Here is a 17,108-nt window from a genome sequence, read left to right as displayed (position 1 = left end):
GCGAGGGGCCGGGGTACGGGCGAGCGGTTTACCGCAGAGAGCGCTGAGGACACAGAGAATGATTCCGCTCCAACCTCCTTTGCGTCCTCTGCGTCCTTTGCGCCTTGGCGTTTTCCTGCGTCTTTGCTCGCTTTGCGGCTTGGCAGTATGCCCTCACCACTAGGCTGCTCCGTTCATTTGCAACGTTCCGTCACCATGGCGCGTATCCTTATAGTGAAGACAACACAGTTTGGAATCACGCCAGTATGGATAAGATGCTACGATAATAAGCAGCCGCTACCACACGAAGCGAGATAGATATGTTGAGAATCTCACGCGCGATAGCAGGCATCTACCTACTGGCAACGCTCTTGCTGGCGATAATTACCGTCGCTTTTGGCCCCGTCGGCTGGGCGCCGCTGCCGCTACCCACCGCCGCGCCGCCAATCCGGGTCGAATTTGCCATCAGTTCGGAAAAAGAGGCATGGCTGCGCAGTGCGATCGAACGGTTTGCCCGCACCAACCCGACGATCAACGGGCGGACGGTTGAGGTGCGCATCCGCGTCGCCGGTTCCCGCGATCTGATCACTGCCATCGAACGCGATGACTACCAACCAACCGCCATTAGCCCGGCCAGTGCGCTGCAACTCACCGAATTGCAGCAATGGCGGGCCGATCTGCTGCGCGAGGCGGCCCAACCGCTGGCCTTTACCCCGCTGGTGGCCTTGATGCGTGAAGCGTCGAGCACGGATGGCATCGCTAACCCATGGCAACTCTGGCAACGCCAATTGCCCGTTCAGATCAACCATGTGCGAATTGGCATCTCATCGCCAGCCAAGAGCAACGGCGGGTTGCAGAGTGTGATCGTGCTGGCGGCGCAGTACCACCAAACCAGCAGTCTGACGATCGAACAAGCCCGCGACGTCGGGTTGCGCGAGTGGCTGCGCCAACTGAATGAGTGCGTGGACGACTGGCCCGACAGCACCGGCGCCCTCACTACCGATTTCATCATCCGGCCCGGCGTCTACGACATCATCACTACGTATGAAAACCTCGCCCTGCAAACGTTCCGGCAGGGTGAAGGCCGCGGGTTACGGGTACGGGTCTACTACCCCGCCGCGACGATCGTCAGCGACCATCCCTACGCTATTCTTACTGCACCGTGGGTCGACAACGCCGAACGCGAAGCTGCCCGCTTGCTGCGCAATTTCCTGCTCAGCCCCGCCGAACAGACCATCGCCATGCGCGAGTACGGCTTTCGCCCGGCCAATCCGCAGGTGACGATAGACCTCAACGATCCCACATCGCTCTTTGGTCATTACAGTGATTATGGCCTCCAACTTGATCTCGCCGCGCAACTGGCCACACCGTCGCCAGAGGTAGTAACTGAACTGATAAGGACATGGCAAAGCGCAACGGGAAGATGAGCGCTACACGCTTACTATCGGAATATCTGAGAGGAGCACTCTATGCAGATCCGGCTATTCAAACTACTATCGCTGCTCGTGGCGCTGACAACGATCCTGAGCGGTTGCGGTGACATTGGCGCCATGTTTGATAGCGGTGATGCTAATGCAATCACCATTAACATTGCCTACAGTCCTGAAAAGGATAAATGGCTGACCGAGCAGATTGCCCGCTTCAACGAACAGCGGATCACGGTCAACGACCGCCGAGTGCGGGTTGAGGGGATCAACAAATCATCGGGCGCAGCCCGCACCGAGATCAAGAACGGCACGTTGAAAGTGACGGTCTGGAGTCCGTCGGCCAGCACGTGGCTGGAAGTGCTTAAGCAAGAGACTGGCAACCAGAACGTGGCCGTTTCCAACAAGCCGCTGGTGCTTACGCCGGTGGTGATTGCGATGTGGAAGCCGATGGCCGAGGCGATGGGTTGGCCGAATAAGCCGATCGGCTGGAAGGATATCCTCGAGCTGACCAACGACCTACAAGGCTGGGGGCGCTTCGGTCACCCGGAATGGGGTCGCTTCTCGTGGGGTCATACCGATCCCGAAATCAGCACGACGGCGCTCAGCACGCTGATCGCCGAGTTCTACGCCGCCACCGGCAAGCGCGACGGCTTGACCGTGGCTGATGTGCAAAGCGAAGAGGCGACTCGCTTCATTCGCGAATTAGGGCGCAGCATTAAGCACTACGGCTACAACACGCTAATCTTTAGCGAAAACATGAAGAAGTTCGGCATGAGCTACATCTCGGCCTTCCCGATGGAAGAGATTACGCTCATCGACTTCAACAAATTCAACCCACCGCCGACGCCGCTGGTCGCGATCTACCCAGCCGAGGGCACCTTCTGGCACGACAACCCGTTCATCATCATGGCCAGCGCCACTGCCGATGAACGGGCAGCCGCCGAGCGATTCTTCGAATTTCTGCTCACCGAAGAGAGCCAGCGCGCCGCAATGTCGTTCGGCTTTCGCCCGGCCAACCCCAACGTGCCGCTGACCGATCCGATCAGCCCGGCCTTCGGCGCCGACCCGCAAGGAGTGCAGACCGTCTTGGCCGTGCCTTCGGCGGAAGTGATTGTTGCGGTCAAGAACTCGTGGGTACTCAACCGCAAGCGAGCCGACATCTTGCTGGTGGTTGACACCTCTGGCTCGATGGAAGGCGATAAGATGACAATGGTCAAAGCTGGGATCGAGACCTTCCTCGCACGGATTTTGCCCGAAGATCGGGTCGGTCTGGTAACGTTCGACTCAACGGCCCGCCTAGTGGTGCCGATGGCGCCGCTCAACGATAACCGGATCGAGTTGCAAACCGCTATTCAAGCGATGCGCGCTTCGGGCCGGACGGCATTGTTCGATGCGTTGGTCTTGGGGAAGCAGGTGCTTGACAATCTACCGCCGGCTGAAGACGATCGCATTCGCGCGATGGTGTTGCTCTCGGATGGTGCCGACAACTCGAGCCGGGCATCGCTCGATGAGATTCGGCGCCTCTTCGATGAGAGCGGGATCAGCATCTTCCCGGTGGCTTACGGCAGCGATGCCGACCGGCAGGTGCTTGAGTCGATCGCCGAGTTTGCCCGCACGATTGTGGTGGTCGGCGATACCGGCGATATTGCCCAGATCTTTGAAAACCTGAGCCGGTATTTCTAGGGCCGGGTTGACAGTATGGAGTGCGGCAGTCAAACTGCCGCACTCCATACTAAAGACCATTACATGTCGTCATAGCGTGATATAATTACACAAGAAACTATCTCGCCAAAGGCAGGATGGTATGGACACACTCCGCACTGCCGCCTTGCAACCGCTCAATCTGCTCGTGCTAGTTGCCGCGATCTTCGGCGGCTTGTCGCTCACGATTTGGTGGTTGCCGCTTGGCATCGCCCTCTACCTTGCTGCCACGTGGTTGGCGGCGCACGACCCCTTGCTGACCGCACCACCGCCAGCACCACGCCCGCGCATCACCAGTCCGGCGCTACAAGCCGCGCTTGGCGAGATCGAGCGATCGCAGCGCGAGGTCGAACGAACCGCCGGCGCGGCGCAAGGCCCGCTTGCCGGTCTGCTCAGCAATATTGTCAACCAGACCCGTGATTTAGTGGCCGAGGCGTATGTGCTGGCCGACAAAGGGCAAATCATTGAACGCTTCTTAGCCACGAACGATTGGCAGCGTTTGTCACAACAACTGACCCAACTCGATTGGCAAATCAGTGCAACGATCGACCCATTCACCCGCCAGCAATTCGAAGAGCGGCGGCAAGCATTGCGCGCCCAACAGCAACATATTCAAGATTTGAGCACCTACCTCAACCGGATTAAGGCCCAACTCGCGAACATTGACGCCAGCCTCGACACCACTTTAGCCGAGATTGTCCGGCTCAAGACCGCCGATGCGGTCGCGATGGCCTCGGCCAGCGGCGCCGTCCAGCAACGTCTCACCGATCTGCGCAGCGATATGGAGGTCTTCCGCAAAGTGTTGGATACCGCGATGACCGGCTTGTAACGGCCAAGCATGCGCTGCCGCTCTACAGACGCCACGTTACCATACGGCCTTTCATCATCTTTCAATGTACCCAACCGGCAAGGCCTGCTATGATATTCGCAAGCAACATCTAATAGAACCACCCGCGAGAGGAACAACATCCTATGGTTGCGCGCACCCTCATCCCCGCTCGCACTCCGGTCGCAACACCCGATGAAGGTCTCGTCGCTGATATGTTGCCGCCGATGCTGGTGCTCTTAGCAACGCTCGCCGGCGGCGGCGCCGGCATCTTGCTGCTGAATCGGTGGCAGGGCAATACCTGGCCGTATGTTGTGATCCTGTTGCTGCTCGCCAGCGTTGCCGTGAGCGACCGGTTGCGGCGGCGCGGCAACCTCCATCTAGCCAGCGTGGTGATGGTCAGCGCAATCACGCTGTTGCCGGTTCTGAGTTGCGCGGCATTTGGCTTCACCAACAACAGTTTCATCTATCTTTCGGTATTGGGGGTCTTTGCCGCCGGGATCATGGTCTCGTCCCGCGCGCCATTTCAAGCGACGCAAGCGGCGATCTTGCTCTACCTCGGCTTGCTGCTCGGCGCCGATCTGATCGGCCAGCCGCGGCCAACGTGGTTTGAAGCGATCGGCCAGATCATATTCCTGATCGCCTTATTGCTCGGCGCGGCAACGCTCAGTTGGGCGGCGGCGTATGTGGTACGCGGCACGATCAGTTGGGCGATCGATACGGCGCAAAAATCCGAGCGGCGCGAACAGTTGTTGCGCTCGACCCAAGCCGATCTCGAACGGGCCTTGCTCGAACGCGATTTGCTCAACGAACAACTGTACCGTACCACCCTCGAACTGGAAGAGGCGCGGGCCGCTGCCGAGGCGGCCTACCGCTCAAAGTCCAACTTTATGGCCACGATGTCGCACGAGCTGCGCACGCCGCTCAATATTATCATCGGCTTTAGCACCGCCATGCTCGAACATCCCGAAATGTACGGCGATGTGCGCATTGACGAACAGGTGCTGCAAGATATTGCTGAGATCCGGCGCAGCGGCCAGCATTTGCTCGGCTTGATCAACGATATTCTCGATCTGGCGAAAGTTGAGGCCGGCAAGCTTGAGCTGAACAAGACCAATCTCGCGTTGACGCCGCTGCTCAATGAGACGATGCGCACCGCGCAGGCACTGATCGGCGAGCGACCCATCCAGTTGCGCCGCGAATACCGCGATCCGTTGCCGACGGTGCTGGCCGATGAAGTGCGGGTGCGGCAGATATTGCTGAATCTGGTCTCGAACGCATGTAAGTTTACTCATTCGGGCGAGATTGCGGTCGGGGCACGGGCAGACACTGATCAGGTGGTGCTCTGGGTGCGCGATACCGGTATCGGCATCGCGCCGAACGATCAAGAGCGGATCTTCCAACAATTCGAGCAAATTGAAAATGCCGACACGCGCCAGCACGCCGGCACTGGTTTGGGTCTCTCGATCTGCCGTTGGTTGGTCGAGCTGCACGGCGGGCGGATGTGGCTGGAAAGCGAACTGGGCAAGGGCAGCATCTTCTTCTTCTCGTTGCCGCGCACACGGGCCGGTACGGAAAGAGCATAACGATAACCACAACGATGAAACGTGGCAGTGCCACGTTTCATCTCTATCAACATCGCACGCTGGCAATGGTGCAAGTGAGCAAAGGAGCAAGGAACGATGGCAAAAATACTGCTCGTCGATGATGTCTACACGGCCCGTTCGATGTTCGAGCGTGTGCTCCGCCATGTTGGGCGCCACGAGGTGCTCTCGGTCGGCAGCGGCGCTGAGGCGCTGGCGAAGGTGCATGAGTTTGCACCTGATGTGATCGTGCTCGATATTAGTATGGCCGATCGCGATGGCTTGATGGTATTGCGCGATCTGCGGGCGCAGGGCGTGCGGTGTCCGATCATTGCGCACACCGCTCGCACCGAAAAGACGCTGGGCGAATTTGTGGCGCAAGGGTTTGACGCCTATGTGCCCAAGACGGGTAATTTGACCAATCTGCTCAGCACGGTGCGCGATTTGGTTGGGCGGTAGACCGTCCCGACCCGGATCGATCGATCGTGTGCCCGGCCTTTCAGGCCTAGCAAGCGTTGCGAAACCCACGCTGCGCGTTAGGTAAGTTTATTCTGCTTCCTACGCCCGGCCCTCAAGGGCCGGGCTGGCTTTATGAAGCCCGCTCCGCGGGCTGCCGGCCCTCAATGCACAAAAATGTTTTGTGCCTCTTGTATCGCTTGGTAGCCATCACCGCCCCTCCTCCAGCAGGTTGAGGAGCGGACAGAACGTATGCGTGCAGAGGCAGTTGATGGCTTTGCGATGCACTGTTTCGCCCTCACCTCCAGCACCCCTCCCGCTAGCGCGGGAGAGGGGAGCGAAGAGCCGGGCATTGAGGCATCACACAACGTTCAACGGGTGTGTGCAACCAGACGTTCTGTCCGCCCCGCAAGCCTCAAGGGCCGGGCTGGCTTTACGAAGCCTGCTGCGCCGGCAGGGTCGGGGTGGTGAGAACGGCTTGGGGCGTATGCCTAGCTCGGCGATAGCAGGTTCTGCCTGATCAAGGCCTTGCCGGTTGCCCCGTTTCGCCTAATCGCATGCGCCAGTACAACACCATCGCGTAACCGATCGGTTACAATACGGCATGGTAGCATACCAACCGACAGGAGGTATTGTGACCATCGATTTGGTACGCGGCATGCGTGATGTCGCCCCGGCTGAACATACTGCCAGCCGGTATGTGCAAGCCATTTTGGAACGAACCATAGCCATTTACGGCTATCAGATGCTCGATGCGCCGATTATCGAGCACCGCGACCTCTATTTGCGCAAACTCGGCGAAGAGCTGGTCGGCAAGGTGTATGAGTTTAGCTTCGGCGGGCGTGATCTGGCGCTGCGTCCAGAATGGACGGCGTCGGTGTTGCGGGCGTATGTGGCCGGGATGCAGGATCAACCGTTGCCGCTGCGCCTCAGTTATGCCGGGCCAGTCTTTCGCTACGAGCGGCCCCAACGCCATACCTATCGCCAGTTTACGCAGATTGGCGGCGAGATTATCGGCGGCTTGCCGCCGCGCGCCGATGCGGAAGTGATTGCGCTGGCCCGCACCGGTTTGGACGCCGCCGGCGTGAGCGGGTATACCGTGCGCATTGGCCATATCGGGCTGGTGCGCGAGCTGCTGCTGCGGTTTGCGTTGCCTGAACGCACCCGCGGGTTGTTGGTATGGAGCCTTGAGCGGCTGCGGGCCGAGGGGATCGAACCGGTGCGCGAGCGGGTATTGGCGAACCTCGGCACACCGCCGGAAGGTCTCGAATTGCCCCCCGGCCTCGATGATGCGCACGCAGCCATCTGGTTGGAACGGGTGCTGGCCGCGATGCGGATCGATCTGCGCACCGGCACCCGCAGCCCGGCGGAAGTGATCCAACGCCTGTTGCGCACCCTGCGCCGGGCCGATGAGCAGCCATTAGTCGAAGCGGCGCTAGCGCAGTTGGCCCAACTCGCTGCGATCAGCGGCTCACCTGCGCAGGCGCTGCCGGCACTAGCGAGCCTGCTCGGCAGCGAATCGGCATCCTTCCGCGAATTGCAAGCCATTCTCGATCTGCTGGCAGCGCATGGCGTGCCGAGCGATCGGCTGGTGATCGATGGCGCGTTGGGCCGCGGATTGCACTACTACACCGGTCTCATCTTCGAGATTTACGACCGTGACGGGAACCAGCTCTGCGGCGGCGGACGCTACGACGATCTGGTCAGCGCACTCGGCGGGCGACAACCAACCCAGGCAGTCGGTTTTGCCTATGGGTTGGAACGGGTGCTGGCCGCGGCGACAATGCCGGAATTGACGCTGCCAGCGACCGTGTTAGTGGCCGCAGTGAGCGATGACGATTACCCGTATGCGTTAGTCGTCGCCGAACGCATCCGCGCCGGCGGGAGAGCGGTGGTGCTCGATGTGCGCGGGAGGAGCGTGAAAGATAATCTGCGCGATGCGACCCGGCGCGGTTTTGCCGCTGCCGTGATCGTGGGCGCAGCCGAACGTGAGGGCGAGTACGTCGTGTGGCGCGATCTGGCTGCGCGCACCGAACGGCGGATTGCGCTGGCGGCATTGGGGGAGGCGTTATGAGCGCTACGCAAGCGTGGGGGCGCTACGTTGACATATTGCCGGCGCAGCAGCAACAGCTCATCGCGAAACAGCCAATCTGCTGGTTGCCGTGGGCGACATTAGAATCGCGCGGATCGCACTTGCCCCGCGGAGTTGCCGGTTATATCGCCGAAGCGGTAGCCGAAGGTGCAGCGCGGCGGGTGGGTGGCATCCTTTATCCATTACTGTGGTGGGATAGCAATGACAATGTCGAGCTATTCCGCCAAGTCGTGGCGACACGGCTGGCTGCCATAGCCGCCCAAGGGTTTCAAGCCGCTATTGTGATCGGTTTGCCCGCAACCACGATGATCGATCTGGCGCTGATCAATATTGCCGAGGCGGCGTGGTCGCACCATCAACTGCTGACCCTTGCCATCTCGCCGCTCGAGCTGGTTGATGAAACGATGCAAGATCACGGTGCGCTCTGGGAGACCTCGCTGTTGTTGGCGATGCACCCGGAATTGGTCGATCTCAGCCAACTCGCATCCGATGACGGGCGCAATGTGCGCGATGTAGCCAGCCCCTCGCTGGGCAACCATGCGCTCACGTTGGCGATCGATCGACTGGCGAAGGCCGTACAAGATGTCTATACCCGGCGGAACGTAGCCGCGATTATTGCTCTCTACCAACAACGCCGCGCGCGTTATGACAGGTCTGCACTATGACACTACGTTTTGCCATCCCTTCTAAAGGTTCCGGCTACGATGCGACCATTGCGTTGCTGGAAAGTTGCGGTCTGCGCGTGACCCGCGCTAACCCGCGCCAGTATACGGCGGTGTTGCGCGGCTTGCCCGGTACGGAGGTGTTGCTGCATCGGCCAGCCGATATTGTGTCGAAAGTGGCCGAGGGCGCGATTGATTTGGGCGTGACCGGCTACGATCTGCTGCACGAACAGCGCGGCGATGACGATGATGTGCTGGTCGTCATCGACGACCTCGGCTTCTGGCGGGTTGAGCTAGTCTTTGCCGTACCCCAAAGCTGGATCGATGTCACCTCGTGGGCCGATCTGGCCGATCTGGCGGTCGAATTCCAAGCGCGGGGCCGGCGATTGCGGATCGCAACTAAGTACCCCAACACCGTGCGCCGTTTCTGTTATGCCAATGGGATCAACATGTTCGAACTGGTCGAGTCGCAAGGGGCGACCGAAGCGGCGCCGAGCCTTGGCTACGCCGACATTATTGCCGACATCACCGAGACCGGCACTGCCATTCGCGAGAACCAGTTGAAGATCGTGGGCGGGCCGATCATTCGCTCGCAAGCGGTCTTAATCGGCTCGCGCCGTTCGTTGCGCGGCAATCCGGCCCGGCTCGAGCTGGTGCGCCAGCTCTGCGAATTGATCGAAGCCCGCCGGCGTGGCCGCCTCTTCTATTCGCTGACCGCCAATCTGCCCGGCGCATCGGTGGAAGAGGTGGGGCGGAAGGTGACGGCTCGCCACGAGCTGGCCGGCTTGCAGGGGCCGACGATCGCGCCGGTGTGGAGTAAATTTGCCAGTGAGAGCGGGTGGTACGCCGTGAATGTAGTCGTACCGCAAGAGGAACTATTGCCGGCGATCGATTACCTGCGCAGCATCGGCGCCAGCAGCGTCACCACTGTCCAAGTGCAACATGTCTTTCGGGCTGAGAGTGAGGCGTTTGCGCGGCTCAGCGCACGTCTTGGCGAGGAGCGACTATGACCCAGTATCGTGCTGCCGGAGTAGATATTGCCGCGGCGACGCGGGCGAAAGAGCTGATGGCGGCGGCGGTGCGCAGCACCCACGGGCCGGCAGTGCTGGCCGGGATGGGGGCGTTTGGCGGGTGTTTCGATGCGGCGCTGGCGCTGGCCGGGATGCAAGCGCCGGTGCTGGTCAGCAGCACCGATGGCGTGGGCACCAAGACACTGGTGGCCGCTGCGCTTGGCCGCTATGACACTGTTGGGCAGGATTTAGTCAACCACGCGATTAACGATATTTTGGTGCAGGGCGCGCGCCCGCTCTTCTTCCTCGATTACATTGCGGTGGCGAAGCTCGATCCGGTGTCGGTGGCCGCGATTGTCGGCGGCGTCGCCGCCGGGTGCCGCGCCGCCGGCTGCGCGCTGATCGGCGGCGAAACCGCCGAGATGCCCGATGTCTACGCTCCCGGCGCGTTCGATCTGGCGGGCACCATCGTCGGCGTCGTCGAGCGGGATGCCATGCTGCCACGGGCCGATGTCACCCCCGGCGATGCGATACTGGCGCTACCAAGCACCGGCTTGCACACCAATGGCTACTCGCTGGCCCGCCGGATCGTCGCCCAACATTTTGCCACCGAAGGTTATCACGCGCGCCCGGCCATCCTCGGCGGGCAAACCATCGGCGAGGCGCTGCTGGCGATCCACCGCTGCTATCTGCCCGAAGTGACCGCATTGCGTGCAGCAGTACCGATCAAGGCGCTCTGCCATATCACCGGCGGCGGTATTTATGACAACCTGCCACGGGTGCTGCCAGCAGGTATGGGGGCCGCCATCGTGCGCGGGAGGTGGGAGATCCCGCCGATTTGCCAATTGCTCGTCGAGGTTGGCGGGTTGAGCGAACAGGAAGCCTACCACGCGCTCAATATGGGGCTCGGCATGCTGGTGATTGTGCCGGCTGAAGCGGTGGCAACCGCGCTGGCAACCGTCTCAGAGACGCGGTTGGTTGGTCAGGTGACGGCCATGCCAGCGGTGCGGCTGGTGGATGACGGGGAATAGCCAAACCAGGGAAAAGGCATGTGCGCTGGTTGCCGGGAAAGTACGCCGCTACAGCCATTGCTCCCGCATCGGCGGGAGATTGCTGCGAGGGCTGCGGCCCGCGCAATGACATGAAAGTGCGGACCGGCAGCCCACGCCCCACGGGCCGCGTGGATCGGTGGGCTGGCGGCCCGCGCCTCTACGGGTTCAAGGGCGGACAGAACGTATGAGCACAGATATGGTTGATGGCTTTGGGATGCGCCGTTTCGCCCTCACCCCCAGCCCCTCTCCCACCGGTGCGGGAGAGGGGAGTACAGCACCGGGCTTTGAGGCATCGCACATCGATCTACGGTTGTGCTCGACCACATGTTCTATCCACTCCTCAACCTCTACGGGTAGCATTCATCGGCGGGCCGGCGGCCCGCGTCCCTACGGGAAGGAGCAGACCATGGAACTCGGACATGTGTTAGCGGAAGGCAAAACGAAGATCGTGTACGCCCACCCCACCGATCCCGATCTGGCGATTCTGCGCCACAAAGACGGCATCACCGCCGGCGACGGCGCACGCCGTAGTGTGATCGAGGGCAAAGGGGCGCTGGCCGGTCAGACAACGGCCAACGTCTTTCACTTACTGAACCGGGCTGGGATTGCGACCCACTTCATCGCTGCGCCGGAACTAACGCTCACCGTTGTGCGGCGCTGTGCGATGATCCCGCTGGAAGTGGTGATGCGCCGCTTACCGGCAGGATCATACCTGCGCCGCCATCCCGAAGCGGCAGGACAGCGATTTGAGCCGCCGTTGGTTGAATTCTTTCTCAAAGACGACGCTCGTCACGACCCGCAGATCATGCCGGAAGAGATCGTCACGCAGGGAATCGCCACTGCCGCTGAAGTCGAGCAGATGACCAACACGGGCCGGCAAGTCTTTCAGACCCTCGAAACGGCGTGGGCCACGCTCGATGTCACACTGGTTGATCTCAAAATCGAATTTGGCCGGGCCAGCAATGGCAGCCTGCTGGTTGCCGACGTGATCGACAACGACTCGTGGCGGATTTGGCCGGGAGGCGACCCCAACCGCATGCTTGACAAGCAGGTCTATCGCAATGCGCAGGTGGTTGACGAGGCGCTACTGGCCGACGTGCGCGAGCGGTACGCGCTGGTGGCCGAACTGACCGGACGGTGGGTGGGCAAGGAATAACCGGTTGGGGCGGACTATGGTTCATAGTCCGCCCCGATTCATTACGGCACAGAGATCACAATCAGCCGCGGCGCGGTGGTTAGCGTTACGGTTGCCGATAATGGCAGAGCGACGCCGGTAGCATCATAGATCGCGCGAGCATTAGCCGGCACAGGATAGGTTCGCTCGACGCCATCAACGCTCCAGACCACAATCACCTCGCTCTCAGTCGCGCGGAAATGGTACCCCTCTAATCCAGTCACCGTCACTGGACGCAGATAGCGCGCTGCGCCGAGTTGCTGGCGGGCAAATTGGAAGGCGCGAAAGGCCGGCACTGGTTGTTGCCGGCCATCGAGCAAGCCACCCTCTTGCCAGCCGGGGCCGTTGAGCGTGTACCAGTGCGACATGAGCAGATCGGCGGCAATGGTGCGGGCGTACAACCGCAGCACCGCATCGGCTTTCGCCTCCTCGAAGCCGTTGGGCCGGCAGGTGGGAGAGCTGCGATAACACAGCAGCGAACCCTCATTCATCATCAACGGCTTGGCATAGCCGTATCGGGCCAATGCGGCACGCAGATACTCAGCTTTGCCGAGCGTTGCGCCGCCGCGATCGCTCCAATTCGGACGTTCGCGGTCGGGATCATGGTTACGCCTGAAGTAGCCATAAGCGTGGTAGGCGACAATATCGAAATACTCGCCGCCACCGGCGCACAGTATCGCCTCAAAGAAGCGACCGGCCCGGCACGGCTGGCCATTGGCCAGCGGTCGATCAGGCGCACAGTCGAGCAGCAAGCCGCCCAAGATCACCTGCGCCCGTGGATCGGCAGCCTTGATAGCGGGATAGGCAGCTTTGAGCATCGCCGCATACGCCGCACCGCCGTAGCCATCGTTATCATTCTCATCGCCCCAACAGCCAAACGGCGCATCACTGCCAACGAGTTGAAACGGCGCATCCGGTTCGTTGCCCAACTCCCAAAAGGTCACGTTGTAGGGCGGTTGGCTATAGCGCGCTACCAGATCGTTCAGAAAAGCGGCGAAGGCGGGCAAAGCATCAGTACGGATCGGGCCGCAAGGTTTATTGGGTTGCGCCTGCGCCCACACTGGCGCATTGCGTACAATCACCATTGGCACAGCGCCAGCAGCATTGATCGCGAGGATGTCAGCCTCTACCTGCTGCAACGCCGCCCAATTGCGCGCGCCGGGGTTTGGCTCGACTTCATCCCAGCGAATACCGTTGTAGCGCACCCAATCAGCGCCGAGTTCGGCTAATTGCGCGGCAGTTGCGCGCCCAAAGCCACGATTGATCTCAACCCCAAACACCGAACGCCCGCCGCGCAGATCAGGGAAAGACTGGGACACAGTGTACAGTTCACGCCCCAGCAAACCGAGCAATACTCGCGAACGGGCCGGGTTCTGCGGGTGCCACTCGAAACGCGCTCGCTCGAACCACTGCGTCAACACCAGATCGCCATTGGCGTTCCGCTCCATGTACGGCGCGGTTAACGGGTAGCCGAACAGGGCCAGCGATTGGGCATAGCGGCTAAGGCCGGGAATCCGCAACCCGTTGTTCTGCCAATAGGTGCGGAAACCATTGCCCGGTTCTTGATCACAGACATTATGGCCGGTTTCGGGGAACCAGAGACAACCGGGTTGCGGCCCGGCATCAGGCGGATCGGCAAACGGATCGCGTCCGGCCCGCGCCAACGCCTCGACCCCCATCCGCCCGATCTGGATGCGATAGGCCGGCGGGTTGGCTGGATGCAACTCTAACCGGTTCCGTTCCGTCCATTGGACAGTTAAGGTACGTCCTTCATCACCAACGAACTGTTCCAGCGAACTGATCGGATAGCCAAAGACCGGCAGGCCGCCATTGTCGCGCCAATACGCGACAAACGACGGATGCAAGCAGTTATCGATCAACGGCACATCAGGAAAACAGAGTGGTTCGGTTGGCTGGGCAATCGCCGGCGTCGGCACAGCGAGCAACGCCAGCGCCAATATGAGCAAGATCCATCGCTTCATTGATTTGACTTCATTTGATGTCATAGGCTGGATCATCCACAGGGTAGCATACTCTTTTACCACTGGCATTGATGGATCGTCAATGGCGCGGCATAACGCGGATCAGGAATCTCGGCGATGACCGGACAACGTTCCACCAAATCAGGCCGGCCCGCTAATAATGACAATACCTGCTCTTGCAAGACGAGGTACTGCGGTTGATAGCGATCGATCGCGTACTGCGCCGCGGCGGGGAAGCCGCCTGACCCTAACTGGGCCGCAATGTCGGGCTGCAAGAGACCGGCAAAGTCGATCAGCGGACGTTGCGCATAATAGCCGATAATGCCAATTTCGAGCGTCGCGACGCTCGCCGCAGGCGCTGTATTGGCAGCCAGCCATTCGCCGGCGGCGCGGTACACCGTCAGCCGTTGATCGATCTGCTGGCCGATGCGATAGACCGATCCGCTAAGCCAAAGGACCGTCCCCCCCAACACCAGCACAGCTCCGGCGAGCGACAACCAGTTGCCGCCAATGCGCTGAAGCAAGCGAACCAGCACCTGCACCCCGACCCCAAACGCCGGCGTCAGACCGATCACCAGCGGCGCGACGTACCAGAAATAGCCGGCGACCTGCAAAACAGTATAGGCTAAACCGTAGAGCACAGCCCAACCGATCAAGATCAACCAGCGCGGCGAGTGCAGCGTCGCGAAGAGACCAATTCCGGCCAGCGCGAACACGATCTGGTAAAACGGTTGGCGCACATAGCCATTGAGGGTGACCTGCAACCGATCAACAAAATCGTAAAAGCCGGGGATGAGCGCCTGCTGTTGCTTGGCATAGAGCGTCACCGGCAATGGCGCGCCATAGACCAACCATGCCAGCCCGAGGCCGGCAGCAACAATCGCGGCCCACACCAGAGCCGCCACCCATGGCCACCGCCGCCAATCACGCCAGTTTCCGTGATCAATCACCAGCAGCAACAGCGCCAATGGCCCGGCCAGCACGCCATCAGGCCGGAGCCAGACCAGCGCCCCCAACAGCGCGCCGGTCAGCCATTGCCGGCCTTGGGCCGCACTCAAAAACGCCCACAAGGTGAGCGCCATCGCCGGCAACGTCTCGCTCCCGAGGGTCGTCAGCGGCAGTGGCATGAGCAAATAGAGCAAAGCTGCCGCCGCGCCGGCCAACTCATCGCGCCACAGCCGGCCCAAACGCCACAACGCCAGCGCGCCAGTAGCATGGCTGAGGCAGCCGATCAGATTGGCGGCGAGCGGTAATGGCCAGCCTACCAACGCCACCGGCGCAAGGATCAGACCGAAGAGCGGCGCAGTGGTGCTGAGCGTGACTGTACCGGGATTGTAGACAAAGCCGTGACCGGTTGCGAGGTTGAGCGCGTAGCGGTACGTAATGTACGGGTCATCGTAGCCGCGCCGGTAGAGGAAAGCGAATAACACCAAGCCGGCGACGATAGCCAAGAGCCACCCAACTCGATCAAGTACGCTTACCAGTAGAGGGGTCGGGGAGGATTGGATGAGTTCGTTTCTCGCCACCGTTTGTTTCCAATATGAATTACGCCAACTATATACTTGCCGGACGATAACAGTTTATCATGGAGTGCGGCAGTTAAACGGCCGCACTCCATAGGTAATCGATGTAACTACGAAACGCCGGACACCATCCCGCCTAAAAGCGCACGATCCTTACAAAACTATGACACATCAACGCGCAAAGAGCGGTATGATACAGCTATCCGTGGCAAGTAATCTAGCATCGTTGTAACGGTACCGACTCATTGCTCATTGCGTGAATTAGAATCTCATCCGAGTATAGCCGTATTGCACCTTCTTGTCGATTCGGGTTTGTTTTGTATATTGTTACGCCACCGAAATCATGCTCGACTACTTCCGTTCAGCTTCTACGCTGTTCACCCAACCCATCCGGCTGGTGCGTTCATTCACGCCCGAAACGCTGCGTGCCGACTTCCTCGCCGGGTTGACCGTTGGTCTGGTGTTGTTGCCCCAATCGCTCGCGTTCGCGATTTTAGGCGGATTACCTCCTATCGTCGGTCTGTACAGCGCGTTGACAGCGACGATCGCCGGCGCGCTGTGGGGGTCGTCGAGCCATCTCAATAGCGGCCCAACCAACACCGCCGCCATCATCACTCTCTCGGTGTTAGCGCCGGTGGTCGCGGTCGGCAGCGCCGACTTCGTCACGGCGGCTAGTCTCATTGCAGTGATGGCCGGGATCATCCGGCTGCTCATGGGGGTGGCCCGGTTGGGGATACTGGTGAACTTCGTCTCTGATGCGGTCTCGGTTGGCTTTACCGCCGGCGCCGGTATTCTCATTCTCTCAAACCAGATCAGCACCATCTTGCGGATCGATCTCCCTTCCGGCGCCGATCTGTTCACCACCATCAACGAGATCTCCGGCCATCTTGACGCCATCCATTGGCCATCGCTGGCGGTTGGGATGGCGGTCATTGCATTGATCGTTCTCACACCGCGGCTGACGCGCAAGATTCCGGCAGTGCTAATCAGTATTGTGGTGGTGTCGCCGGTGGTCTGGTTCCTCGATCTGAAAGCGCAAGGGGTGCGGGTCATGGGGCCGGTGCCGCCGGGTTTCCCGCCGCTCGCCCAACTGCCGATCTTTGACCTCGCCTTGATCGCACACTTACTCAACGGTGCGCTCGCCTTAGCCATCATCGGGTTGGTTGAAGCAGTGGCAATTGCGCGCGCGATTGCCGGCTACACCGGCCAGCGCATTGATAGCAACCAAGAGTTCGTCGGCCAAGGCTTGGCGAATATCGTATCAGGCATGTTTTCCGGCATGCCCTGCTCGAGCTCGTTCAACCGCTCGGCGCTAGCGTTTCAATCTGGCGGCAAAACAGCATTCACCGCGGTGGTTTCAGGCATCACGGTGTTTCTCGCTACCACGGTGCTGGGGCCATTGTTGGCCGAAGTACCACGCGCCGCGCTGGCCGGCGCATTGGCTGTAACCGCTTGGAGCATGGTTGACCGGCGCAACATGGCGCGGATCTGGCGCGGCTCACGCAGTGAAGGGTTCATTATGATGATCACGCTGGTGCTGACCCTCACCTTGCCGCTGCAATTCGCCATCTTGATCGGCGTGTTGATGTCGCTCGGCTATTACCTGCTGCGCACGGCAATGCCGCGGGTGGAAGCCGTGAC

13 protein-coding genes are annotated in these 17,108 nt (G+C 60.7%); 11 read left to right on the top strand and 2 right to left on the bottom strand.

The window, feature by feature from the left end; translation table 11 throughout:
- The first annotated feature begins 299 nt into the window (after positions 1 to 299).
- From U9R61_RS05700 to U9R61_RS05655, 10 genes are all read left to right on the top strand, one after another.
- Positions 300 to 1,406, top strand: coding sequence for a substrate-binding domain-containing protein (locus tag U9R61_RS05700; protein WP_322487856.1), 1,107 nt, complete (start codon positions 300 to 302; stop codon positions 1,404 to 1,406).
- A gap of 42 nt (positions 1,407 to 1,448) precedes the next feature.
- Complete coding sequence (locus U9R61_RS05695) at positions 1,449 to 3,089, top strand: VWA domain-containing protein (protein WP_322487855.1); 1,641 nt, start codon at positions 1,449 to 1,451, stop codon at positions 3,087 to 3,089.
- A 121-nt stretch (positions 3,090 to 3,210) separates the two neighbouring features.
- The gene (locus U9R61_RS05690) at positions 3,211 to 3,936 is read left to right on the top strand and encodes a hypothetical protein (protein ID WP_322487854.1); all 726 of its coding nucleotides are present in this window, start codon (positions 3,211 to 3,213) and stop codon (positions 3,934 to 3,936) included.
- 143 nt (positions 3,937 to 4,079) lie between these two features.
- Positions 4,080 to 5,519: a HAMP domain-containing sensor histidine kinase gene (locus U9R61_RS05685; RefSeq protein WP_322487853.1), complete on the top strand. Its 1,440-nt coding sequence runs from the start codon at positions 4,080 to 4,082 to the stop codon at positions 5,517 to 5,519.
- A 96-nt stretch (positions 5,520 to 5,615) separates the two neighbouring features.
- Positions 5,616 to 5,975 carry a response regulator gene (locus U9R61_RS05680; protein WP_322487852.1) on the top strand — a complete coding sequence of 120 codons (360 nt, stop codon included), beginning with the start codon at positions 5,616 to 5,618 and terminating at the stop codon, positions 5,973 to 5,975.
- Between the two features lie 631 nt (positions 5,976 to 6,606).
- A complete protein-coding gene (hisZ, locus tag U9R61_RS05675) occupies positions 6,607 to 8,046 on the top strand; it encodes an ATP phosphoribosyltransferase regulatory subunit (RefSeq protein ID WP_322487851.1) in 1,440 nt (479 codons plus the stop codon).
- Complete coding sequence (locus tag U9R61_RS05670) at positions 8,043 to 8,729, top strand: creatininase family protein (RefSeq protein ID WP_322487850.1); 687 nt, start codon at positions 8,043 to 8,045, stop codon at positions 8,727 to 8,729. The genes hisZ and U9R61_RS05670 overlap by 4 nt, the downstream gene beginning before the upstream one ends.
- Positions 8,726 to 9,736 carry an ATP phosphoribosyltransferase gene (gene hisG / locus U9R61_RS05665; protein WP_322487849.1) on the top strand — a complete coding sequence of 337 codons (1,011 nt, stop codon included), beginning with the start codon at positions 8,726 to 8,728 and terminating at the stop codon, positions 9,734 to 9,736. Before U9R61_RS05670 ends, hisG begins: the two co-directional genes overlap by 4 nt.
- Positions 9,733 to 10,767, top strand: coding sequence for a phosphoribosylformylglycinamidine cyclo-ligase (purM, locus tag U9R61_RS05660; protein ID WP_322487848.1), 1,035 nt, complete (start codon positions 9,733 to 9,735; stop codon positions 10,765 to 10,767). Before hisG ends, purM begins: the two co-directional genes overlap by 4 nt.
- A 427-nt stretch (positions 10,768 to 11,194) precedes the next feature.
- Positions 11,195 to 11,944: a phosphoribosylaminoimidazolesuccinocarboxamide synthase gene (locus tag U9R61_RS05655; protein ID WP_322487847.1), complete on the top strand. Its 750-nt coding sequence runs from the start codon at positions 11,195 to 11,197 to the stop codon at positions 11,942 to 11,944.
- A gap of 41 nt (positions 11,945 to 11,985) precedes the next feature.
- Here U9R61_RS05655 and U9R61_RS05650 read toward each other — a convergent pair whose 3' ends face one another.
- Together U9R61_RS05650 and U9R61_RS05645 are read right to left on the bottom strand one after the other, a co-directional pair.
- Positions 11,986 to 13,944: a hypothetical protein gene (locus U9R61_RS05650; protein ID WP_322487846.1), complete on the bottom strand. Its 1,959-nt coding sequence runs from the start codon at positions 13,942 to 13,944 to the stop codon at positions 11,986 to 11,988.
- A 56-nt stretch (positions 13,945 to 14,000) separates the two neighbouring features.
- Positions 14,001 to 15,470 (bottom strand): glycosyltransferase family 39 protein, encoded by a 1,470-nt coding sequence (locus U9R61_RS05645; RefSeq protein ID WP_322487845.1) that lies wholly within the window; start codon positions 15,468 to 15,470, stop codon positions 14,001 to 14,003.
- Positions 15,471 to 15,810: 340 nt separating this feature from the next.
- On the opposite strand from U9R61_RS05645, the gene U9R61_RS05640 reads away from it, so the two are divergent.
- The coding region (locus tag U9R61_RS05640; RefSeq protein WP_322487844.1) for a SulP family inorganic anion transporter at positions 15,811 to 17,108 on the top strand (1,298 nt) is incomplete at its 3' end.

The organism is Chloroflexus sp. (genome assembly GCF_034431535.1).
Taxonomy (GTDB): Bacteria; Chloroflexota; Chloroflexia; order Chloroflexales; family Chloroflexaceae; genus Chloroflexus.
The sequence above is the reverse complement of the archived record's forward strand: the minus strand, read 5'-3'. Positions and strand labels throughout refer to the sequence as shown.